16 protein-coding genes are annotated in these 22,991 nt (G+C 75.1%); 1 reads left to right on the plus strand and 15 read right to left on the minus strand.

Annotated elements, in window-relative coordinates; genetic code table 11:
* Positions 1–12 precede the first annotated feature (12 nt).
* The 4 genes from recD to G6553_RS06865 all read right to left on the minus strand — a co-directional run bounded on the left by recD (position 13) and on the right by G6553_RS06865 (position 9,311).
* A complete protein-coding gene (gene recD, locus G6553_RS06850) occupies positions 13–1,830 on the minus strand; it encodes an exodeoxyribonuclease V subunit alpha (RefSeq protein ID WP_166190416.1) in 1,818 nt (605 codons plus the stop codon).
* Entirely contained in the window at positions 1,827–5,216 is a 3,390-nt protein-coding gene (locus G6553_RS06855; RefSeq protein ID WP_166190418.1) for a UvrD-helicase domain-containing protein, read from the minus strand. Before G6553_RS06855 ends, recD begins: the two co-directional genes overlap by 4 nt.
* Complete coding sequence (gene recC / locus G6553_RS06860; RefSeq protein ID WP_166190420.1) at positions 5,213–8,542, minus strand: exodeoxyribonuclease V subunit gamma; 3,330 nt, start codon at positions 8,540–8,542, stop codon at positions 5,213–5,215. The genes G6553_RS06855 and recC overlap by 4 nt, the downstream gene beginning before the upstream one ends.
* A gap of 79 nt (positions 8,543–8,621) precedes the next feature.
* Positions 8,622–9,311, minus strand: coding sequence for a SemiSWEET family transporter (locus tag G6553_RS06865; protein ID WP_166190421.1), 690 nt, complete (start codon positions 9,309–9,311; stop codon positions 8,622–8,624).
* Positions 9,312–9,600: 289 nt separating this feature from the next.
* Here G6553_RS06865 and G6553_RS06870 point away from each other — a divergent pair, with 289 nt between their 5' ends.
* On the plus strand, positions 9,601–10,290 hold the full coding sequence (locus G6553_RS06870) for a hypothetical protein (RefSeq protein ID WP_166190423.1): 690 nt from the start codon (positions 9,601–9,603) through the stop codon (positions 10,288–10,290).
* 98 nt (positions 10,291–10,388) lie between these two features.
* Here the strand turns inward: G6553_RS06870 and G6553_RS21645 are convergent, their stop codons facing one another.
* The 11 genes from G6553_RS21645 to pstC form a co-directional block, all read right to left on the minus strand.
* Positions 10,389–10,844, minus strand: coding sequence for a PGPGW domain-containing protein (locus G6553_RS21645; protein ID WP_347565553.1), 456 nt, complete (start codon positions 10,842–10,844; stop codon positions 10,389–10,391).
* Positions 10,845–10,861: 17 nt separating this feature from the next.
* The gene (locus tag G6553_RS22075) at positions 10,862–11,317 is read right to left on the minus strand and encodes a PGPGW domain-containing protein (protein WP_166190427.1); all 456 of its coding nucleotides are present in this window, start codon (positions 11,315–11,317) and stop codon (positions 10,862–10,864) included.
* Between the two features lie 103 nt (positions 11,318–11,420).
* Positions 11,421–11,930 carry a nuclear transport factor 2 family protein gene (locus tag G6553_RS06885; protein ID WP_166190429.1) on the minus strand — a complete coding sequence of 170 codons (510 nt, stop codon included), beginning with the start codon at positions 11,928–11,930 and terminating at the stop codon, positions 11,421–11,423.
* Positions 11,930–12,721 carry a lytic murein transglycosylase gene (locus G6553_RS06890; RefSeq protein WP_166190431.1) on the minus strand — a complete coding sequence of 264 codons (792 nt, stop codon included), beginning with the start codon at positions 12,719–12,721 and terminating at the stop codon, positions 11,930–11,932. The genes G6553_RS06885 and G6553_RS06890 overlap by 1 nt, the downstream gene beginning before the upstream one ends.
* On the minus strand, positions 12,718–13,569 hold the full coding sequence (locus G6553_RS06895) for a phosphate ABC transporter ATP-binding protein (RefSeq protein ID WP_166190433.1): 852 nt from the start codon (positions 13,567–13,569) through the stop codon (positions 12,718–12,720). The genes G6553_RS06890 and G6553_RS06895 overlap by 4 nt, the downstream gene beginning before the upstream one ends.
* Before the next feature lie 81 nt (positions 13,570–13,650).
* A complete protein-coding gene (locus tag G6553_RS06900; protein WP_166190435.1) occupies positions 13,651–15,189 on the minus strand; it encodes an Ig-like domain repeat protein in 1,539 nt (512 codons plus the stop codon).
* Between the two features lie 52 nt (positions 15,190–15,241).
* Positions 15,242–16,192 (minus strand): class E sortase, encoded by a 951-nt coding sequence (locus G6553_RS06905; RefSeq protein ID WP_166190437.1) that lies wholly within the window; start codon positions 16,190–16,192, stop codon positions 15,242–15,244.
* Positions 16,189–18,810, minus strand: a complete 2,622-nt coding sequence (locus G6553_RS06910) for a hypothetical protein (RefSeq protein WP_166190313.1) — start codon at positions 18,808–18,810, stop codon at positions 16,189–16,191. Before G6553_RS06910 ends, G6553_RS06905 begins: the two co-directional genes overlap by 4 nt.
* Complete coding sequence (locus tag G6553_RS06915) at positions 18,807–20,468, minus strand: phosphate ABC transporter substrate-binding protein PstS (protein WP_207619457.1); 1,662 nt, start codon at positions 20,466–20,468, stop codon at positions 18,807–18,809. Before G6553_RS06915 ends, G6553_RS06910 begins: the two co-directional genes overlap by 4 nt.
* A complete protein-coding gene (gene pstA, locus G6553_RS06920; protein ID WP_347565554.1) occupies positions 20,465–21,733 on the minus strand; it encodes a phosphate ABC transporter permease PstA in 1,269 nt (422 codons plus the stop codon). The genes G6553_RS06915 and pstA overlap by 4 nt, the downstream gene beginning before the upstream one ends.
* Complete coding sequence (gene pstC / locus G6553_RS06925) at positions 21,730–22,740, minus strand: phosphate ABC transporter permease subunit PstC (protein ID WP_347565555.1); 1,011 nt, start codon at positions 22,738–22,740, stop codon at positions 21,730–21,732. Before pstC ends, pstA begins: the two co-directional genes overlap by 4 nt.
* Positions 22,741–22,991: the final 251 nt, after the last annotated feature.

Raw genomic sequence — 22,991 nt, forward strand, 5'->3', positions numbered from 1 at the left:
GGTTTCTCCGTGTCACGTCCCGGACCCGTTCCCGGACCCACCTGCGCGGGCCGCCTGGAGGCGCTGCCGCAGGCCGGTCGCGCGCTGGGCCCGGGTCCCCACCGCGGCGCGCACCGCAGCCTCGGAGCCGACCACGCGCACGTGCTCCTGGGCCCGCGTGGCCGCGGTGTAGAACAGCTCGCGGCTCAGCAGCCGCGACCCCTCCTCGGGCAGCAGCACGGTCACCCGGCGGGCCTGGCTGCCCTGGCTCTTGTGGATCGTCATCGCGTGCATCGTCTCCACGGCGTCGAGCCGTCCGGGAGCGAAGTCCTGGAGCCCCCGCGACCCGGAGATCCACGCCCGGACGCGGCCGTCGGCACCGAGCACCACCGCGCCGGTCTCGCCGTTGTAGACCTCCAGCGCGTGGTCGTTGGTGGTCACCAGCAGCGGGCGGCCGACGTACCACTCCTGCCGCAGGTCCTGCCCGAGCGCCTCGCCGAGCCACTGCTCGACGTGCCGGTTCCAGACGCGTACACCGTACGGACCCTCGCGGTGCGCGCACAGCAGCCGGTGCTCGTCGAGAGCGCGTACGGCGCCGGCGGCGTCGCCCTGCTCGGCGGCCCGGCGCACGGCGAGCGCGGAGGCCAGCGTGTCCGCGCGCAGCACGCTCGCGGGGTCGTCGGTCTCGACGTACTCAACCTCCGACGACGGCGTCCGCAGCGCGGCCAGCACCTCGTCGGCCGTGCCGGTGCGCAAGGCCTCGGCGAGGGTCTTGATGTCCTCGGTGGAGCGGTAGTTCTCGGTCAACGACACCACCGGGGTGGCCGGATCGCCCTCGTGGCCCGCGACCAGGTCGGAGAGGACCGCGCCCGCGCCGACCGAGGTGAGCTGCCGCGGGTCGCCGACGAGGAGCAGCCGGGCCTGCGGGCGGACCGCCTCGAGCAGCCGCGCCATCAGGGTCAGCTCGACCATCGAGGACTCGTCGACGACGACCACGTCGTGGGTGAGCCGGTTGGTCCGGTCGTGCCGGAAGCGGGTGGCGTTGTCGGCCCGCCACCCCAGCAGCCGGTGCAGCGTCATCGACTCGATCGCGAGCCGGCCGCGGTCCTCGGCCGGCAGCGTCGCCAGCTCGGCGTCGACCGCCTCCTGGAGCCGCGCCGCCGCCTTGCCGGTCGGAGCACTCAGGGCGACCGACAGCCGGCGGCCGGGCGCACCCGGCCGGGCGCTGCCCGCCGCTGCGTCCTGCGCGGCCGCCTGGTCGGCGAGCACGGCGAGGATCCGGGCGACCGTCGTGGTCTTGCCGGTGCCGGGCCCGCCGGTCAGCACGGTCGTCCACTGCCGCACGCTGCGCTCGGCAGCCTCGCGCTGCTGCTCGCTCAGCCGGCCGCCACCGACCCGCTCGAGCGCCGTGGCCAGCGCGGCCTCGTCGACCTGGGGCGGTTCCTGGCGGGCGCGGGCGACCAGGTCGCTGCAGACCTGCTGCTCGAGGCGGGCGTAGCGGTCGAGGTAGACGAGACCGTGCTCGAGGCGGAGCGCCCCCTGCTCGACCAGCGGCGAGCGGCCGACCGCGCGCAGCCAGGCGTCCGGCTCCGGCCAGGCCAGGCCCGGGGCGATCTCGGGCACGGTGGCGAGGTCGACGGCCACCGACCCGTGCCGGACCGCCCGCACGGCCAGCGCGAGGGCGAGCAGCGCGTCGTCGTCGGCCCCGCCGGCGAGGTCGGCGACCCGGGTGGCGACGTGCAGGTCGCCGGCCTCGAGCAGGCCGGCCCGGTTGAGGTCCGCGAGCGCCCCGGTCGCCGTGAGGGCGATCCGGTGGTCGTGGTCGCCGACCGGCTCGAACAGCTCGGTCATGCGGTCACCTCCTCCGACACCTCGACCGGCACGCGGCCGTCGAGCAGGTCGGAGAGCTCCTCGACCAGTGCCACGGGCGGGCGCCAGGTGAAGACGCCGCACGGTCGGCCGTCGACCAGGGGGGTGTCCGGGCCGCACATGCCGCGCAGGTAGAGGTAGAGCACCCCGCCGAGGTGGACCTCCGGGTCGTAGCCGGGCTGGCGCCACCGCAGGAACCGGTGCAGCACGGCGGCGTACAGCAGCGCCTGCAGCGGGTAGTCGGAGTGGCCCATGGCGGCGTCCAGGGCCTCGGGGCGGTAGGCGTGCGCGGTCAGCGGCTCGTCGGCCGGGCCGAGCCAGTTGGTCTTGTAGTCGACCACCACGTAGCGCGGCCGGTCCTGCTCGTCGCGCAGGCGCAGCACCACGTCGACCGAGCCGGTCAGGTAGCCGCGCAGGCTCTGCCCGCCGAGCGCGGCCTGGTCGAGCTGCTCGGCGTAGCCGCGGACCGGGTCGCCCTCGGGCAGGTGGCGGCGCAGCAGCGGCGCCAGGTCCGCCAGGCGGGCCTCCCGGCCGGCGGGGCCGGCGAGGTCGCCACCCGAGAGCGGCAGCTCGAACTCCATCTCCCGCAGGCGGTCGCGCAGCGGCACCCGGCGCAGCGTGGTCGGCACGACGGTGCCGCCGACCGATCCGAGCGGGGAGTCGCAGACCGCGACCAGGGCGTCGGCGAGCTCCTCGGCGTCGACCGGCACCGGCCAGCGCACGAGCTGCTCGCGCACGTGCCCGAGCAGCTCAGCACGCAGGTCCGGCGCGTCCGGGTCGGCGTGCTCGAGCACGGCGTGGACCAGCGAGCCGAAGGTCGCGCCGACCGGCAGGGCGGCCATCGGGGAGGGCACCGAGTGCTCGGCCGGGGCGGCGACCGGCACCGGCACGTCCGGCTCGTCCTGCTTCGCGACGGTCTCCGGCTCGCTGGTGACCCCACCGGGACCGGGGAGCGCGACGACGTCGACCCGGGTGAGCGCGGAGTACGACGTGCGGCGCCACGCGACGTCGACGTCGCGGTCGAAGCGGCGGACGGCGAGGGCCGGCGGCTCCGGACGCACGGGTTCGGCACCTGGGTCGGCGTGGTCGGCGGGCTCGACGGTCGGTCCGCCCGCGGCCTGCCAGCGGGCGAGGAAGTCCGCGGCCTCGTCGTCGGTGAGCGTGCGGAACTCGGCCGGCACCTCGGCCATCCCCGGCCGGCGGCCCAGCAACATCCGGTGCAGCGGCGAGCACGGTGTGTTGCGGGTCGGCGACCACCAGGCGACGACCTGGGAGCGGGCGCGGGTGAGCGCGACGTACAGCAGGCGGAGGTGCTCGGCGGCCTCCTCCTCGGACCACCGGCGCACGTGGTCGTCCCAGTCGTCCCCGCCCGGCCCGCCGACCGCGAGGCACCGGGTGCCCCCGGCGTCGTGGAACAGCGGCGTGGACGGCTTCGGCACGTTCCGGTCGGCGAGCGCGGGCAGGTAGACGACGGGGTACTCCAACCCCTTGCTCGCGTGGATCGTCACGAGCTGCACGGCGGCGGCGTCGGAGTCGAGGCGGCGGGTGCGCTCGGTGCCGCGACCCTCCTCGGCGTCGGCCACCTGCCCGCGCAGCCAGGCGAGCATCGCGACCAGGCCGAGCCGCTCGGTCAGCGCGACCTCGTGCAGCGCCTCGCCGATGTGGCGCAGGTCGGTGAGCCGCCGCTCGCCGCCGACCTCGGAGAGGACGCGGGCGGGCAGGCCGGCGACGTTCGCGGCCTCGAGCACCGCGGCCACCCCGCGACGGGTGAACACCTCGACCCACGAGCGCAGGGTGTCGGCCACCTCGTCGGTGAGCCGGTCGCCCCCGGCGTCGAGCTCCGCGGCGGTGTGGCCGAAGAAGCACGTGAGCGCGGCCGTCCGCACCCGCGTGCTGCGGTGCGGCTGCTCGAGCGCCTCCAGGAGCTCGAGCCACTCGGTCGCGGCCGGGGTGGCGAAGACGCTGCCGCCGCCCGCGATGACCGCCGGCACCCCGACCTCGTGCAGGGCGGCGCGGCAGGCCGCGAGGTCGGCGTGGCGGTAGGCGATGACCGCGACGTCGCGCGGCTCCAGCGGACGTCCCTCGAACGTGGCGCCCGAGGCGAGCAGCCGCCGGACGTCGAGCGCGAGGTCGCGGGCGACGTGCGGGCGGACCTGGGAGACGTAGAGCGGGGCCGAGCCCCGCCGGCGGACGTGGTCGCGACGCACCACCCGGAGCCGGAACGGCGCGGTGCTCGGCGCACCCTCGAGCCGGGACCCGTCGTGGTGGTGGGTGACGTCGTGGACCACGATCCGGGGGTCACCCAGCTCGGCCCCGCGGAGCACCGTCTGGAACGACTCGAGCAAGCGCTCGTCGCTGCGCCAGTTGACCGGCAGCGTCTTGGTCGTCGTCGCGGTCGCGGCGGCCTGGAGGTAGGTGGTGACGTCGCCGCCGCGGAAGGCGTAGATCGCCTGCTTCGGGTCGCCGATGAGCACCATCGTGGCGTGACCGGTGAACGCCCGGTCCAGGACCTGCCACTGCACGGGGTCGGTGTCCTGGAACTCGTCGACCAGCACGATGCTCCACCGCTGCCGCATCCGGACCCGCGCCGGCGCGTCCGGGTGCTCGAGCGCGCCGGCGAGCTGGGCGAGCAGGTCGTCGTACGACAGCACGCCGAGCCGCCGCTTGCGGCGCTCCATCTCGGCGCGGACGGCGTGCGCGAACGCGACCCGACGGCCGGCGGGGGTGGAGCGGTCCTGGTGGGCCGGCTCCAGCCGGGCCTGCGGGTCGCCCATCACCGTGCGGGCGATGCCCATCGCCTCGGCCCGGCTGAACGTCGGGTCGGTCCCGGCGAAGGCGAACGCCCGCAGGTAGAGGTCGTCGACGACCTCGGTGAGCAGCTCGTCGAGGTCCTCGACCAGCCGGGCGCGGGCGTCGGTGTCGCCGGCGACGCCGAGCGAGCCGAGCACCATCGAGCAGAACTGGTGGGTCGTCGCGATCGTCGCTCCGTCGAACCCGGCCAGCGCCTCGGTCACCCGCCGGTGCCGCAGCGCCCGCTCGGCCTCGTCGCAGTCGAGGAGCAGCGCGATGAGCGCGGAGGGCTCCTGCGGCGCCAGCGTGGGGTCGTCGGCGAGGGCGCGCTCGGCCTCGACCAGCTGCGCCCGGACGCGCTCGCGGAGCTCCTGGCTGGCCGCGCGGCCGAAGGTGACGACGAGCATCCGCTCCAGCGAGCAGACCCCCTCGGCGACGTACCTCGTCACGAGCGCGCCGATGGTCCAGGTCTTGCCGGTGCCCGCACTGGCCTCGAGCAGCGTGGTGCCGGTCGGCAGCGCGTCGCGGATGTCGAAGGCGGTCGGGCCGGTCGTCCGGTCGAGGGAAGGGGCGGTCACAGCGCGGCCACCTTCTCGCCGAGGGTGAGGACGGGCTCCCACACCGTCCAGGCGTACGTCGCCAGCCCGGCGTCGAGGAGGTCCGACAGCGGGGCGCGCTCGCCCCACACCCGCACGTGGTGCGGGTCGGCGTCCTCGCGCTCGATGCCCCAGCTGTTGCCCGGGTCGGTGCGCCACTCCCGCTCGGCGGCCTGCTCCGGGGACCGGTCGTTGCCCATCAGCTCGAGCAGCCGCGCCTCGGCCCACGCGTGGGCGGTCAGCACCGGGACCGGCAGCGGCCGGGTCAGGCCGAGGTCCCGCAGCTCGACCAGCTGGCGCAGCCAGTCGACGGCCCGGTGGTCCAGCGGCCCGGCCAGCGCGCGCTTGGGGCCGGCCTTGTCACGGCCGACCGCGTGCGCGGTCCAGTGCTCGTCGGGGCGGCCGGCGCTGAGCGCGAGCAGGTCGACCCAGGAGGCGAGCCGCTGCTTGGCCTTGAGCCGGGAGTAGCTCAGCGACACCACGCGGGTGCCGTGGACGCGCTGCACGACGCCGCTGAGCCGACGGCCGTCGCCGAGCGCCACGTCGACGTCGATGCTGCGGGCCGCGCCGACCCGCAGCTCGGCGGTGCGGTTCCAGAGCTTCTCGGACTCCTGCGCGACCTCGGACAGCTTCTGGTGGCCGAGCCGGCCCGGGGGAAGCGACCCGCGCAGCTGCTCGGCGGTCATCACCGAGGCGGCGTCCTGGCCGGCGAGCAGCTCGTTCAGCAACCGGTCGCCGACCTCCCAGGACCGCAGCCCGTCGAGGTCGACCGGGATCGCGTCGCTGACCTCCTCCGCGGAGCGCGGGGCCCCGACGTCGAGCCGCCGGCGCAGGAACGCGCGGACCGGGTGGCGCAGGAAGTCGTGGAGGTCGGCCAGCGCGACGTCCTCGGTGTCGCGCTCGGCCAGGGGCGCGGCCAGGAACACCGGGCGCGGGGTGCGCTCTCCGATCACCGCCCGGGCGCCGGCGAGGGCCGGCTCGTCGAACGCGAAGGGCCCGGGCACGCCGAGCGCGCCGTCGGCGAAGCTGCGCACGTCGTACGGCTGGAGCGGGTGGCGCACGAGCACCTGCTCGCGCACGGGACCGGCCGCGGTCCGGTCGAGCGCGTCGAGCACCTCGCCCAGCGGCACGGCCGGCGGCCGCGCGGCGCCGGAGTGCTCGTTGGCGCCGGTGTAGGTGACCACCAGGGTCTCGGTCGTGGCCATCACCGCGTCGAGCAGGAGCTGGCGGTCCTCGCTGCGGGGGTCGCGCTCACCGGTCAGCGGTCGGCGGGCCAGGACGTCGTCGCCGTCCACCGTGGCGTTGCGCGGGAAGACGCCGTCGTCGAGGCCGACCAGGCACACCACCCGGTGCGGCACCGAGCGCATCGGCACCATCGTGCAGACCGTCAGCGTCCCGGTGCGGAAGTTCGCACGCGTCGGCCGGCCGGCCAGGCGGGACTCCAGCAGCGCGCGCACGTCGGCCAGCCGGAGCGCCACGTCCGCGCCGTCGCCCGCGGACTCCACGGCCCGGGCCAGCTCGCGCTCGAGCTGCGGCAGCTGCCAGGCGTCCTCGAGGGGCACGTCGGTCAGCGCCCGCACCCCGTCGTGGAGCGCGGCCATCCACTCGCCCACCTGCACGGCCGCGTCGAGGGCGCGCAGGCAGTCCTCGAGCCGTGACATGAGCTCGGCGAAGCGGCCGACGAGGTCGATGTCGCTGCTGCCGACGTCGTCGAGCGGGAGCCCGCGGCCGAGGTGGCGGTGGTCGTCGCCGCTCATCACGACGCCGAGCAGCAGGCGGTCGAGGCCGGCGCGCCAGGTGTTGTGCTCGAAGCGGTCCATGGCGAAGCCCGCACGGCCCTCCGCGTCCAGCCCCCAGCGGATGCCTGCGTCGCCGACCCAGCGGGTCGCCCGCGCCAGCTCGTCGTCGGTCAGCCGGAACCGCGCCCGCACCGGCTCGGCGGACATCAGGTCGAGCACCTCGCTGGCCCGGACCCGGCCGCCGGCGAGCTCGACCACGCGGGCGGCCACCGCGAGCAGGGGGTTGGTGCTGGTCAGGGCGCGGTCGGCCAGCCGCACGCGGAGCCGGTGCGCCGGGTGGCCGCGGTCGTCGGGGACCACGTCGGCCAGGCCGAACCCCGCGGAGACCAGGGGCGCGTAGGTCTCGATGTCGGGGCACATCACGAGGATGTCGCGCGGCTCGAGGGTCGGGTCGTCGGCGAGCAGCCCCACGAGCACCTCGCGCAGGACGTCGACCTGCCTCGCCGGCCCGTGGCAGGCGTGCACCTGGACGCTGCGGTCGCCGGCGGCCGGCCGGCGGGCGTCGCGGGTGGCGACGTCGGGGGCGGCGTTGGCACGCAGGTCGTGCTGGAGCCAACCGAGCAGCGTGGTCGCCGGCTCCTCGGAAGGGGGGTCCTCGTGCTCCTCGGCCGGCACCGGTGCGAGCGTCCGCCGCAGCTCGCGGGTGTCCCGGCCGAGGGAGGCCAGCAGCGGGTGCCCCACGCGGGCGGTGGTGTCGTCCTCCGCCCGGACCACCGGGCCCCCGACGTCGGCGAGCGCCCGCCACAGGCCCGGCGACGGCTGCGGGAGCCACAGGTGGACCTCGCGTGACTCCCCCAGCGCGCCCAGCAGCTCGACCTCGGTGACGGGAAGTCGCGTGTGACCGAAGAGGGACAGCCGGTCGGGCAGGTCGAGCCCACGCCCGCCGTCCCGCAGGGCCGCCAGCGTCCGCTCGTGCCGCACGTCCGGCGGGTCGACGGGCACCCGGGTCAGCAGCCGGCGCCACAGCTCGGCCTGCCAGCGGAGGTCCTCGTCGAGCGGGCCGCCCGCACCGTCGGTGTCGCGACCCGCCCGCCAGTCGGCGACCAGCGACGGCCGCTGCACGGCGTACGACGTGTAGAGGCCCGCGAGCCGGCGCGCCACCGACCAGCGCCGGTTGCGCCGCAGCACGGCCTCCTCGCCCTCCAGCCCGTGGCCGAGGTGGGCCGCCAGTGTCGCGCACCACGGCTCGTCGAGGCTGTCGTCGATGACGCCCAGCAGCGGCCACACCAGCCGGTCGGGGTCCCACGCGTCGTCACGGTCGCGGTCGAGCAGCAGCCCCACCAGCGAGCGCGGGCTCAGGAAGCGCACCCCGGCGCAGACCCCGTCGGACCCGCCCGGCGACGTGCCGAGCCGGTGGGAGAGCCGCTGGGTCAACCAGCGCTCCACGCCCTTCGCGGGGACGGCCACGACCTCCTCCGCGAACGGGTCCGCCAACGGGCGCGACAGCAGCTCGCCGAGCGCGTCGGCGAGCCGGTCGGTCCGCGGTGCGGAATGGAGGTGGAGAGGCACGCGGCGCAGCATGCCACCCGGCTCCGACAGTGCCGGTCGGCACCGGTCGGGCCCAGGTCAGGCCCAGGTCAGGCCCGGGTCAGGCGACCAGGCTGAGCTCGTCGGTGGTGACACCGGGCGTGACGCGGGCGGTGGCACCGAGCGGGCCGGCCGGCGCGGGCAGCCGGACCAGGCGGGCGTGGACGTGCGGCGGGACGCCGACGCGCAGGAGGACGGCCAGCGAGCCGGTGACGGCGACGGCGCCGTAGATGACGTTCGCGTCCACGCCGGCCAGCACGCCGTACGCCCCGGCCAGCAGCGCGTCGACGACCAGCATCACCCAGCCGGACACCGCGATGGCGGCCACGTCGGAGCTGCGCCAGGCGGTCAGCGCCGCCGGCGTGACGAGCAGCGCGACCGAGCAGCCGAGCACGACCGTCACCGGGCCGTGCCCGACCCAGAGGGCGGACAGCGCGGCGGCCGACACGACCGCCGCCCAGACGACCGGCAGCCAGAGCCGCTCACGGGCGCCGCCCCGGTGCCAGGCGAGGACCAGGGCACCGGCCGTCGCGGGGATGCTGACCGCGGCGGGAAGCGCGACCCAGACGTCCCGCTCGAACGTGCCGTACGCCGTCCACGCCACGTTGCTGATGCTCGAGCAGCCGAGCGCGGCGATGCTCACCCCGGCCGCGGAGGTCGTGCGACGCAGCTTGCGGAACTGCGGCACGGTGTAGCCGAAGGCGAGCAGGGTGGCGGCGAGCCCGATGAGGGTCGTCAGCTCGAGAGGCACTGCGGGTCCGTCCGTTCTGGTGCGCGGATGGCGCGCACGTACGACGCGGCCGGCCCGCCGTTGGCAGGACGACCGCGTGAGGGTCTGTTCGGGAAGGCGGAGCGCGATCAGCCGGCGGATGGTCAGCCGGGCCGCTCCGCCGGAAATCTTACCGCTTCAGGACAGGTGCTCCGGACGATCTCCGGCCTGCCGGGCCCCGATCGGAGGTGATCTCCGGCACACCGGGCGCCTAACCTGGACGGCGCCCGCTCGTTGTACCGACGCCCGCCCGCCTCGTCCAGGAGTCGCCATGTCGCACCCCGCCCTCCGCCCGCTCCTGACCGCGCTCGCGGCCGTCGCCCTCCTCGTCGGCTCCGTCGTCGGCGGCGCGGTGCTGCTCACCTCCGCCGGCACCGCGAGCGCGTCCGCCGCGCCGCCCGGGTGCATCGCCGAGCAGAACAGCTACGACGACGAGGTCGCGCGCGTCGGCCGGTTGGAGCGGCAGCTCGCGAAGAAGTCGGCGAACGTGACGAAGGCGCGGAAGGCCTACCAGAAGACCGAGCAGGGCTCGAAGCAGCGGGCGAAGGCGAAGAAGAAGCTCGAGCAGCGCAAGGCCGCGAAGAAGCGCACCAAGGCCGACCTGGTCCAGGCGCGGGCCGACCGCGCCGCCGCCCGGCAGGACCTCGAGGACTGCCGCTACCTCGCCACCGCGACCGCGACCGGCACCCCCACCACCGGCGGCCCGACCGCGACCGTGACGGTCAGCCCCAGCCCGTCCTGCTCCCCGTCACCCAGCCCGTCGAGCCCGACGAGCCCGACGAGCCCGACGAGCCCGGCGAGCACCCCGAGCACCCCGGGCCTGCCGGGCGTCCCCGGCCTGCCGACGCCGTCGTCCAGCCCGACCGCCAGCCCCACCGCCGACCCCTGCGAGGGCGGCGGCAGCCCGCTCGACCCCCTCTGCGACATCCTCCCCATCCCGATCCTCTGCTCGCTGCCCTGACGCTCCGCTGGTCGAGCAGGGAGGCGCCCCGGCGCCGGCCGTGTCGAGACCCGTGCCGGACGCACGGCCTTCGCTGCTCGACCAGCGGCGAGGGCGCTTCAGGCGGTGTGATCGGCGCGGTCGATGTCGCGCTCGAGGGCGGCGACGGCCTTGGGGTTGCCGTGGAAGCGGCGGTAGCTGTAGACGATCAGGGCCAGGGCGACGAGGCCGGAGACGATCTGGGTGATGCCGGTGGCGAGGCCGCCGGGGAGCCAGAGGGAGTCCGCGAGGGTCCACCACGAGGGCACGTCGGGCTTGATGATCCACAGGACGCCCGCAGCGACGAGCAGCAGCGCCCCGGAGACGGAGAGGGCGATCCGCAACGGGGTCTCGACGGAGTCGGCGGCGCCCTTGAGCGCGCGGTACTTGACGGGGTCGAGCCGCCGCTCGGCCCAGTCGTACTGCTGGCTGAGCACCGCCAGTCCACCGAAGAGCATGAGCAGCCCGGGCCCGGGCAGCACCAGCGCGGCGATGCCCGCCACGACGAGCAGCCAGCCGACGACCTCGAGGGTCACGCGCCGGGCCGCACCCTTCACGACTCGCTTCCCGGCGGTGGGGCGCTGGCGGGTTCCATGACGTCCAGCATCCCAGAACGACGCAACTCCGGCTCGAGACCCCGGGCCCGACGGGTGTGTCCGCGGCGCTCGACGAGCAGCAGCACGAAGGCCCCGAGGCCGGAGACGAGCTGGGCGACGCCGGCCCACGGACCGCCGGGCAGCCACGACCAGGCCGGCCAGATCCACAGCAGGCCGGCGAGGGCGAGGACGAGGGTGCTGCCGATGCTCAGGGCCGACCGGACCGGGCTGCTGACCGCGTGCCGGCCGGCGACCGCGCGGGCGCGGCGCAGCTGCCGGTCCGCCCAGTCGTACCGCTCGGCGAGGACCACGAGACCAGCCACGAGCAGCAGCAGCCCCGGGCCGGGCAGCGGGAGCAGCACCAGGCCGGCGACGACCAGGACCCAGCCCACCGGTTCCACGAGCACCCGCACCGGGCCGGTTGTACCGATCCCGGCCGAACCCCGGGTGAATGCGCGGCCTCGCCCAGCCGGCTGACGGTTGTCAGCCGGTTGTCAGCCGGTTGTCAGCCGGTTGTCAGCCGGCCGTTGGGCTCCCGCCGTACGTCGCGACGTACGCCCGTCCCTCGTCGTCGAGCCGGCCGTGCGCCTCGGCGATCGCCGCCCAGCGCAGCGTCGTCCGCAGGAACCGCAGCGGGTTGTAGACGTCCTCCTCGCGCGAGAACAGGCCGTCGCCGGCGTAGGTCATGATCGTGAGGTTCGACTCGGAGTGCTGCGAGCCGTCGCCGGGGTCGGGCATCGGGTTTCCGACCTCGCAGATGAGCCTCGAGCGCTCGAGGTCGACGGTCTGCCAGGCGATGGGGAAGCCGGTCATCAGCCGGCCGGGGAAGCTGGTCATCGTCCTGACCGACCACCGGCGGATCTCCTCGCGACCGCGGAAGGTGCCGTAGGCGTGCTCCACGTACGTCGCGTCCTCGGTGAACAGGTCGGCGTAGCCGTGCCAGTCGCCGCTCGCGGTGAAGCCGGCGACCTGCTGGTGGAAGCCGGCGTAGGCCTCGGTGATCTCCTCGGCGCTGAACCTGGGCATCAGGCCGTCCTCTCGGCGTAGGCGGTGGCGGCGGCGTGGACGGCGGCGACGTACTCCTCGCTGTGGTTGTAGGAGAAGACCGCCGCCGACCACCCGGCACCGGTGGTGAGGTCGTGGCCGTCGGCGCACAGGTAGCGCGCCGCGGCGAGGGCGGCGTCGTCGAGGTCGTTGGGGTCCTCCGTGCCGTCGCCGTCGCCGTCGGCGGACCACCGGTCCCAGGACGACGGGATGAACTGGAGCGGTCCGACGGCGTGGTCCCAGTCGGGGTTGCCGTGCCAGCGGCTGGACCGCGGCGTGGCGGGGATCGCGGCGAAGTCGCGGCCGTCGAGGGCCGGGCCGAGGATCGGCTCGGAGGAGTGGCCGTCCTCGCCGATCGTGCGGCCGTCGATGGTGCCGTGCTGGGACTCGACCCAGCCGATGCCGGCGAGCGTGGTCCACCCGAGCGCGCAGCCCTCGGGCGCCATGAGGCTCGCCCGGCCGTACGCCGTCAGGGCCGGCAGCGGGATGCCCGCGCGCTCGGCGGTGGAGGCGGCCCAGGCCGGGTCGACGACGGGTACGCCGCCGGCGGCCGTGCGAGCGGCGCCGCGCGCGGTCCCCGCTGAGCGCTCCGGGGCGAGCACGGCCTCGGGAGCCGCCGTTGCTCCGCCCGGTGACCGGGTGCTCGCGTCCGCGGGCCGGTTGCTGGCCGGGTCGAGCACCCGCTGCTGGGCCCAGAACGCGGTGCCGGAGAGCACCGCGAGGGCGAGCAGGAACCCGAGGGCCGCGGGCAGCGCGCGGACGCGACCGGTCATCCGAACCGGCCGTTGACGTAGTCGCTCGTGCGCTGGTCGCGCGGAGAGCCGAACATCGCGCGGGTGTCGCCGTGCTCGACGATGACGCCGGGCGTGCCGTGCGAGGCGAGGAAGAAGGCGCACTGCGTCGAGACGCGTGCGGCCTGCTGCATGTTGTGCGTGACGATGACGATGGTGACCTCCCGGGCGAGCTCCAGCATGGTCTCCTCGATGACGCGTGTCGAGGTCGGGTCCAGCGCGGAGCACGGCTCGTCCATCAGCAGCACCCGCGGCTTGACCGCGAGCGAGCGGGCGATGCACAGCCGTTGCTGCTGACCGCCGGACAGGCCGCCGCCGGGGGCGTCGAGGCGGTCGCGCACCTCGGTCCACAGCCCGGCCTTGGTCAGGCAGGACTCGACGAGCTCCTCCTTGACCGACCGCGAGGCGCGCGTGCCCGTGAGGCGCAGGCCCGCGAGGACGTTCTCCCGGATCGACATCGCGGGGAAGGGGTTCGGCTTCTGGAACACCATCCCGATCGCCCGCCGGGCGTCGATGAGCCGCCGGTCGGGGTCGTAGACGTCCTGGCCGTCCAGCAGCACCTCGCCGGCCAGGCGGGCCGAGGGCACCAGCTCGTGCATCCGGTTGAGGATGCGCAGGAACGTGGACTTGCCGCAGCCCGAGGGCCCGATGAGCGCGGTGATCCCACCCGCCGGCATGGTCAGGGAGACCCGGTCGAGCACCTTCCGCTCGCCGAACCAGGCGGTGATGTCGCGTGCCTCGAGCTCGGCGAGCGGGGCGCCGGGCGCGGGCGGGCCGGCGGGGACGGGCGGCAGGACGGCGGTCTCGTCGGTCGCGGCGGCGTGGGTCATGGTCTGGTCTCCTCGCTGGTCGACCACGCGGCGCCGGGCGGCCGTCGTACGACGACCGCCCGGTGCTGGTGGTGCGGGGGGTTACTTCTGGGTGATGGTGAAGGACTTGCTGGAGCCGACGGCGACGCCGTTGCCGCCCCAGACCGCACGCAGGACGTGCTTGCCGCGCGGGAGCTTCGGCAGCTTCACGGTGGCCTTGCCGCTCTTCAGCTTGGCGGAGGCCAGGGTCGTGGCGCCCTTCTTGATCGTCACCTTGCCGGCGGCGGTGCTGCTGACGCCGGTGAGGGTGACGGTGACGGTGCCCTTGGCCTTCTTCCCCTTCTTGACGGTGGTCGGGAAGGTGGTGGCGACCGCCGAGCCGGCCTTGACGACGACCGAGGTGGTCGCGGTCGAGCCCTCGAACGCCGAGCCCTGCGCCGGCACGAACTCCGCGGCGAAGCTGCGGCTGCCGAGGGGGAGGCCGGTCGCGGTGTACGTCGCACGACCCGACACGAGCGGGACGCCGGTGGCCAGGGTGGTGCCACCGGAGGTGAAGGTCACGGTTCCCTGGGGGGCGGTGCTGCCGGAGACCTGGGCGACCAGTGTGGCCGCCTTCGCCTTGGCGCTCGAGCCGCTCAGCGCCAGCGTGGTCTCCACGGCCTCGTTGAGGGTGAAGTTGCTGGTGGCGCTCTGGGTGGCCTGGCCGCAGGCGCCGCCGCGGGCCGGGGTGGCCAGCTGCTTGAAGCCGGCGCGCTCGATCAGCCCACGGGCGTCGGAGGAGCACAGGTAGCCGTTCTCGCCGAAGAGGCCCTGCACGGCTGCGGTGCCGAGGTCCGCGCCGCGCACGACGTTGTAGAGGGCGCGGTCGGCGCGGAAGCCGGACTGCAGGCGCAGGGTCTTCCCGAGCAGGCCGGCGCGGCCCTCGGAGAAGGGCGCCACGGCGTTCGGGTCGCCCTTGACCGCGGTGTCGTCGTGCTCCTGCACCTCGGCCACGGACTTGGCGAGGGTCACCGCGACGCCGCCGTTGGCGGCCTGCAGCTGGGAGGTGAAGAAGCTGCGGGTGCCCGAGCCGGCCTGCGGGATGAGCGGCTTGATGATGCCGTCCTTGCCGCCGACCTGCGACCAGTTGGTGACGGTCCCGTCGTAGATGTCGACGATCTGGTCCTTGGTCAGCGACGCGGGCGCGTTCGACGCCGTGTTGCCGGAGACCGCCATGACCAGGGTGTCGAGGGCGAACGGGAAGTTCTGCAGGCCGGCCTGGACCTCGGCGGTCGAGGGGCCGGAGGAGGACCGGGCGAAGTCGATGTCGGCGTTGTTGCCGGCGCCGTAGAGCAGCGCCTTGCCCGCACCGGAGCCGTTGGGCCGCTTGATCGCGCCGGAGGGCAGCGTGATGTCCCCGCCGCCGGTCGCGGCGAAGGACGCCAGGCGGGCCGCCGGCGACGTGGCGTTCCACCCGTCGGCGAGCAGCCTCATGGCGTGCTGGCTGGTGTCGGAGCCGACGCCGACCAGGTCCGCGGCGACCGGCGTGAACGTCGTGTCGTCGGGGTCCACGGCAGCGGTCGCCGGGGTGGCCGTGACCAGGAGGGTCGAGCCGGTGAGGGCCGCGACCGCGAGGCCGGCGAGGGACGTGCGTACAGACATCTCCACATCGCTTTCTTGAGGTGGTGCAGGTGGTGGTGGGTGGGTGGATGGGTCAGAGGACGTTCGGCAGGAGCCGGACGGCCACGTCGGTGGTCGCCCACGACACGGCGAGGGCGAGGGGGCAGGCGACGAGCCAGACGACGGCGGTCGACCACCGCTGGCGGGCGGCGAGGACGCCGAGGACGAGCGCGACGAGCACCGCCAGGTGCAGCGCGAGGAGCGGGAGCGCGGCGGGGTCGCTGGCGAGCGCCCGTTCGGAGTCCGGCACCGCCGTGGGCCGTCCCGGCGGCGCGGGGAAGCCCTCGGCCGCCTCGGCGTCGAGGTAGACGGCGTCGCGCGGACGGACCGCCCCGAACCGGCCGTCCCCCTCGGCCGTCACGAGCGTGAGGCGGGCGGCGCCGGCCGCTGCCGGGGGCGGCAGCGGGTCACCGGCGCGCCGCAGGCCGATGACGTCGAACGTCACCGAGCCCTGCGCCATGGTCACCTCGACGGCGTCACCGACGCGCAGCTCCGGCAGGTCCCGGAAGGGCCCGCCGTACGTCGCCGCGCGGCCGTAGACCACCGAGGTGCCGACCTGCCCGGGGAGCACGGTGTCGCGCCGGTGACCCGGGCCGGCGGTCGTGTCGCCGGACGCGGTCCCCTCGATCACGACCTCCTCGAGCCCGAGCCGCGGGATGCGCACCAGCGCGACGGGATCGCCGGCCGGCACGACCGGGCCGACGGGCGCGGTGGCGGCGGCGAGCTGGGTGCGGAGGTCCCGGTAGAGCAGCTCCTGGGCGCGCTCGTGGGTGAGGGAGCCGAGGAACAGCAGCTGGGCCGCGGGCCACAGGCACACCAGCGCGAGCATCGTCAGGGCCGAGGCGAGCGGGGCGACGCGCTCGTCGGGCCGCGTCGCCGGTCTCGGCGCGCGACGAGGTGCGCGCGGTCGCGACGGGGCGGTCGTCGGACCGGCCGTCGGACCGGTCGTCGGGGCGGTCGTCGGGCCGACCGTGGGCGCGCTCATCGCGGCACCCGCACGAAGAAGCGCAGCCCGCCCGCGCCCGCCACGGCCAGGAGCCCGACGAGCACCAGCGCGGGCAGGAGGCCCCCGCCGAGGCGGGAGGAGACCGGCTCCGTCCCCGGCATGGCCGGGACGGCGGTCGGCTGGGCTTCCACGTCGGCGCCCGGCGCGGCCTCCTCGGCCGGGAGCTCGGCGGAGGGCACGTCGCCGCCCGGCACGCCCCCGCCGCTGCCGCCGGCCGGCCCGCCGGAGGTGTCGCCACCGGGGCCGCCGGGGCCTCCGCCGCCCGGGCCGTCCCCGCCGGCCGGGGCACGCTGGGCGGCCACGGCGTCGGCGACGTCCTGGGCGGAGGCGAAGAGCTTCGCGGTGACGCCGGTCCGGCGGATCGGGAGGAAGCCCTCGGGCAGCTCGCCGTTGCCGCTCCCGCGCCGCTGGCCCTCGGTGGTCGACACGCGGATGAACTGCGCGACCTTCGCCGCGTCGGCCTTCGGGAGGTTCCGCAGGCGGGCGGCGGTGTAGACGACCATCGTGCCGGGGTAGGCCGACCCGGCCTTGCGGACGTCGGCCTGGTCGAGCACGAACGGTGCGCGGGGTCGCTCCTGGCGGGCCAGCCGGACGGCGGCCCCGAGCGAGGCGTCGCTCGGCGCGACGTACGTCCCCGGCCGGGTCTGCAGCGCCGCCGAGCGCAGGCCGTAGCGCGCGGCGTCGCCCAGGCTCGTCACGCCCAGCAGGAACCGCGACCCGAAGGACTGCCGGTCGACCCGGCCGAGCTTGTACTGCTGGGTCGAGGCGTCGAGCTCGCAGCGGGTCTGGACGTTGGGCCAGGCGTCGAGCAGGGCCTCGGAGATCTTGCGGAGGGCCGTGACCGGCGCGGCCAGCTGGGTGAAGTAGACGGCCGGGTTCTCCTTGCGGCAGGTGTTCTCCGTCGCCGGCACGTAGGTGTCGAGCAGCGGCCACTCCGAGCGGGGCAGCTCGATGTCCTCGTACTCGGGGTTGACCTTCATCCCCCACGGGTCGGCCTTGCCGGACACGAAGGCGCGGGCGTCCGGGTCGGCGGCGATGTACGCCGTGAGCTGCTCGACGACGTCGGAGGACTCCGAGAGCGACAGGAGCGTCGCGCCGGCCTCCTGGGTGGTGGTGCTGAGCCCGGGGTTCAGCTCCTGGAACTCGGGGTCGTTCATGATCGCGAGCGGGTTGCCGGCCATGCCGGGGTGTCCCCGGCCGAGGTCGGAGCCGAGGTAGCTCTGGGTGAGGAGCTTGGCCAGGAGCCGCGCGTTCAATCTCAGCCGGGTCCGCTCGCCGCCGTTGTCGGGCTCGTCGACCACGTAGGCGATGGAGAAGCCGGTCACCGCGGTCGGCGCGTAGCCGACCGGGTCGCTGCCGCGACGCTCGTGCTCCGAGGAGACCGCGGCGGCCACGCCGCCGCCAGAGGACATCAGTGCGAAGCCGGCCTCGTCGGACATCTGGTTGAGCTGGAACTTGAACCGGTCCTCGGCCAGGCAGTACGCCGGCGCCCACTGGGTGGCGGCCTGGGCCAGGAGCTCCGAGCCGTAGAAGCCCGTCGGCGGACGGGGGTCGCGGATGTCGCAGGTGTCCGGGGGCAGGCCGAAGGTGATCGGGATCGTGAAGCGGTTGCGCCAGTTCGACTCCGACCACCACAGCGCCGGGCCCACGGCCTGGTCGATGCCCTCGCCGCTGAAGTTGCTGGAGCCGGGGGCGAAGCGACCGCCCTTGCGGCACGCCTGGTCCCCGGCGGTGGGCGGCTGGGACGGCGCGTCGCAGCTCAGCCCGACGATCGGGATGACGACGACGGAGCAGGCGACCCGGTGGTTGCAGCCCAGGGACTCGTTCTCGGTCTCGCTGCGGACCTCGAGCTGCACGCTGCCGGTGCCGTTCGCCTCGGTGAACGCCGCGATCTCGGCCGGCGGGAAGGCCGCGCCGACGGCCGCCTCGGGCGCCATGTGCGCGGCGTCGCAGGCCAGGTGGGTCCGCCCACCGCGCGCCACGAACGGCGTCAGGCGGGTGGCGTAGGGCTCGATGTCCGCGGTCGGGCACTCCTGCGCGCCGGGGAACGGCGTGACGCCGGACGTGCGCTGCTTGGCCGCGTCGTCGGCGTACAGGTCGTGGCGCCAGGTGGCCTCGCCCTCCGAGCGGCTCACCTGCGAGCGCTGGGCGACCGAGGCGGTCCAGCACGTCTCCGGGCGGACCCGCTTGGCAACGGGGACCGACGCCCCGTCGACGCCGCGGCACTGCAGGACGACGACGGGGTACTCCTGCGCCAGGCCGTTCTCGCCGTAGGGGTTGCTGGCACGACCGCCGCTCGGCTGGGCGCCCTTCCAGCTGATCCGGATCCGCTGCCGGCCGCGCAGGTTCTCGGTCTTGTCGGCGGTGACGGTCACCCGGTAGGTGGGGAAGGAGTACGTCGTGCCGTCGGCGTTCGCGAAGACGCGGGTCAGCTCCCTGGTCGCCCGGTAGCCGTCGTCACCCTCGGCGGCGGCCCGAGCCGGTGCGGCCTGCGCCGGTGCGGCCTGCGCCGGGCCCGCGACCTCCGCCGGCACCGCGAGCCCGAGTGCCGCGATCCCCAGCGCGGCCAGCGCGGCGAGGGCTCGGCGCGCGCTCACCGCACGCTCCGGCGGCGCTTGAGCGAGGCGACGTACAGCCCGGGGAGCAGGACCAGCGCGATGAGCTCGACGGCGGCCAGCCAGCCGAACGCCTGGGTGTCGGCCGCCCGGCCGGCGACCAGCTCCGTGGGGTTCGCGTAGATCGCAGCACCGTCCGCGGAGGTGGCCGCGACGTCGCCGCCGACCACCGCGCCGGTCTCGGGGTCGATCACCGGCGCGGCGTCACCGCCGGGCGCTCCGACGCTGCCACCGGCCGTGCCTCCGGCGCCCCCGGCTCCTCCCCCGCCCGCGGTGCCGCCGCCCGCGGCGGGGCCGCCGCCCTCGCCGCCGCCCGCGGCCCCGGGGTCGTCGGTCGACGGGGTGCCCGTGCCGGTCGCGGTGCCGCAGGGGCCGGCTCCGACCTTGTCGCACGCCGCCGGCTGCGGCGCGATCTGGGCCAGCTTGTTGCCGGCGAGGTTCTTGCCGTCGAAGGTGGGGTTGTTGCAGGACTTCACGTCGCGCGAGGTGAGGTCGACCGCGCTGTCGGCCTGCTTGAGCTTGGCGATCTGCTGGAAGCCCGCCTGCACGAGGTTGAGCGGCAGGGGCGAGTAGCCGTACGGACCGGCCTTGGACTGGCCCGAGCACAGCGAGTAGTACAGGAAGTCGGCGAGCGTCTGCCGCTTCGCGGTCGACATGCGCGGGTCGTTCCGGCCGGTCGGGATGACCATGTAGCTGTACGAGGAGAGCGGGTAGGCGCGCGGGTCGGTCGCGGTGTAGACGCCGTCGAGGACCTGGGTCAGGTAGAGCTGGGAGCTCTTGTCCTGGTTGATGCGCGCCTTGGTCAGCGCGACCGCCACGTTGTACTGCGTCGGCTCGACGTAGTAGCCGCCCTTGTTGAGGACCTTGACGACCGGGTAGTCCTTGTTGACCGGGTAGGAGTACTCGACGTAGCCGATGCTCCCGTTGCCCGCGAAGCCGGCGATGGTGTTCATGACCTGGTCCGAGCCGGCCTGGCCGACCGCGCGGCCCTTGCGCGGGTAGTAGGACGTCAGCCCGGAGCGGCCGAAGAACGGCCGCCAGATCGAGGGGTACTGGTGGTCCATCCAGGTCGTGAACTGCGCGGTGGTGCCCGACCCGTCCGACCGGACGACCGGGGTGATCGGCAGCGACGGGAACGACCGGCCGTTGTTGTCCTCGGCGATCGCCGGGTCGTTCCAGTTGGTGATCTGGTTGGTGAAGATCTTGGCGATCGTCTCGCCCGACAGCCGCAGGTTGCGCACCAGCTGGTCCCCGACCTTGAGCTGGTAGGTGAAGGCCGTCCCGCCCGCCACGACCGGCAGGTAGGCGAACTCCCGCCCGTTGCTGGTGTCGGCGTTGCCCGCCTCGTCGACGCCCTGGTACGGGATCTCGGAGATGGCGAAGTCGGTGCTCGCCTGAGCGAAGTCCTTGCGGCCCTTGGACGAGCCGCCGCCGGTGTAGACGACCTTCATGCCGTTGCTGTCGACGTCGGAGATCCACTGCTGGACGATCAGCTCCGACCAGGTGGAGCCGGTGCCCTCGATCTGGGCGTAGGCCGCGGCGGAGGCGGTGCCGGGCAGGGTGGCCACGGAGCCGAGGGCCAGGAGGACGGCGACCCACGTGCGGGTCCAGCGCGGGATCGCGCGACGAGCGGTGTTCAACGGTGCTCCTGGGAGATGGACGGGGCCTGGCGCAGGCGGGTGAGGACGCGGGACCGGAGCGAGGACTTGGTGCCACGCGGCCGGGCGAGCAGGCGCGCGACCACGAACAGCAGCAGCACCAGGCCGAGCAGCACCGCGGCAGCGCCGTACGCCCGGGTGATCGCGGTGGGCTCGCCGGAGCGCACCAGCGAGAAGATGTAGAGCGGCAGGGAGTTCATCGCGCCGTCGGTGGGGTCGGTGACCAGGAAGGCCGCCGCGCCCGACGTCAGCAGCACCGGGCTGGTCTCGCCGATGCCGCGCGCGACGCCGAGGATGACGGCGGTCGCCAGGCCCGGGCGGGCGGTGGGCAGCACGACGCACCAGACCGTCCGCCAGCGGCTGGCACCCAGCGCCAGGCTCGCCTCCCGCAGGCCCGACGGCACGACCCGCAGCACGACGTCGGCGGCGCGGGCGATGATCGGGAGCATCATCACCGCGATCGCGAGCGCGGCGGCCAACCCCGAGCGGGGGTAGCCGAGCGTGCGGATGAGCACGGTGTAGATGAACAGGCCGGCCACGATCGAGGGCAGCGCGGTCATGGCCTCGACCACGGTGCGCACGACCGTGGCGAACCGGCCACCCACCTCGGTCATGAACACCGCGGTGCCGATGCCGAGCGGCAGGGTGATCACCAGGGCGATCCCGAGCTGGATCAGCGAGCCGACGATCGCGTGGGCGACGCCGCCGCGGTCGAAGGCGTCCTTGGGGCCGACCCCGGCCATGTCGTCGACGAGGAAGTTGAGGTGGGTGAGCGGGCGCCAGCCCTGCGAGACCACGTCGTAGACGGTGGTCACCAGGACGCCGGCGACGACCAGGGCGCCACCGGTGACGACCGCCTCCGCGAGCCGGTCGCGGACCTCCGTCGATCCGCCCGTCATGGCGGCCGCGGTGGCGGTCAGGGCGAGGCCGAGCCCGAACCACACGACGACGAACCAGGGCAGGCCGGCCATCGGCAGCAGCCGCTGGGTCACCAGCCAGGCCAGGGCGAGCGCCGCGACCCACGGGCCGACGCGGAGGAACCGCTCGTCGGGGCTGAGCCGCCCCAGGCTGGCCCGCGGCACGGCCGGCGCGACGGCGTCGTCGTACGTCGGCAGGTGGGTCGTGCCGGCGTACGCCCCGCCCGCGGTCATCGGCGTCGACCCGATGTGGGTGCCGGGGATGGGCTCTGCCGGGGCTGCCGGGGCTGCCGGGGCTGCCGAGGTCGCCGGCTGGACGGTCGCGGTCACGCGTCGGTCCCCGCTCCGGAGCGGCTGCGCGCGACCACGACGGCCGCCAGCGTGTTGACGACCAGGGTGATGAGGAAGAGCACGAAGCCGGCGGCGAGGAGGGCGGAGAGCTGCGCGTCGCTCGCCTCGCCGAAGCGCCCGGCGATCAGGGCGCTGACGGTGCTGGTCCCGATCTCCAGGACGTTCCACTTCAGCTCGAACGCCGGGGAGACGATGAGGAAGACCGCGATGGTCTCGCCCAGTGCCCGGCCCAGGCCGAGCATCGTGCCACCGATGATGCCGCCGCGACCGAAGGGCAGGACGACCGTGCGGATCATCCCCCAGCGGGTGGAGCCCAGCGCCAGCGCGGCCTCCTTCTCCCCCGGTGGGGTCTGGGAGAAGACCTGGCGCATCACCGCGCACGCCATCGGCATCACCATCGCCGCCACCGCGATGCCGGCGCAGAACGCGCTGGCGGTGTAGCGGCTGGCGTCCCAGACCGCGGCGTCCGGGTCCGAGCCGCGGACGTCGAAGAAGGGGATCCACCCGAGGTTGCGGTGCAGCCACAGCGCGAGCTCGGCGGCGTGCGGCATCACCAGCGAGAAGCCCCAGAGGCCGTAGACGATCGAGGGGATCGCGGCCATGAGGTCGACGAGCGAGACCAGGGTCGCGCGGATCCGGGCCGGTGCGTACTCGCTGATGTAGAGCGCCGTCAGCAGGGCGAGGGGGAAGGCGAAGATCATGGCGACGAGCGCGACCGCGGCCGTGCCGGCGAGGACGGCCGCGATGCCGACGACGTCGGCCTCCGGCTGCCACTGGACCTCGGTGAAGAAGGACCAGCCGTAGCGGTCGAGGGTCGGGTACGCCTGCCAGGCGAGGAACACACCGACGCCGCCGGTCACGACGAGCACCGAGGCACCGACGGCGCGGCTCGCGTGCTCGAAGACCGCGTCCGCTCCGGTGGAACGGCGGGAGATGCGGCGGGGACGGACGTCGTCCGGCGCGCCGGGCATCGGGAGGGTGGTCACGGGTGGTCCTGCTCTGCTGGGACGCGCGGCCGGGGTGACCGCGCGGCTCGAATGCTGGAGACCACTGAGGAACGGATGCCGCTCCCCCGGTGAACGGCGGGGGAACTCGTCCGCGGCCTTTCCCGAACAGGTCAGGCGCCGCCGTCATCGCTGGTCACAACGGACTATCCGCCTTCCCCTCGGCATGGCCCGAACGGGCCAGGGGTGCCTCGGGCGACGCTGCCCGCGCCGGCCGGCGCCGCGCCCGCCCG

Origin of the sequence: Nocardioides sp. IC4_145, assembly GCF_011250565.1 — a bacterium.
In the GTDB taxonomy this organism is placed as follows: Bacteria; Actinomycetota; Actinomycetes; order Propionibacteriales; family Nocardioidaceae; genus Nocardioides.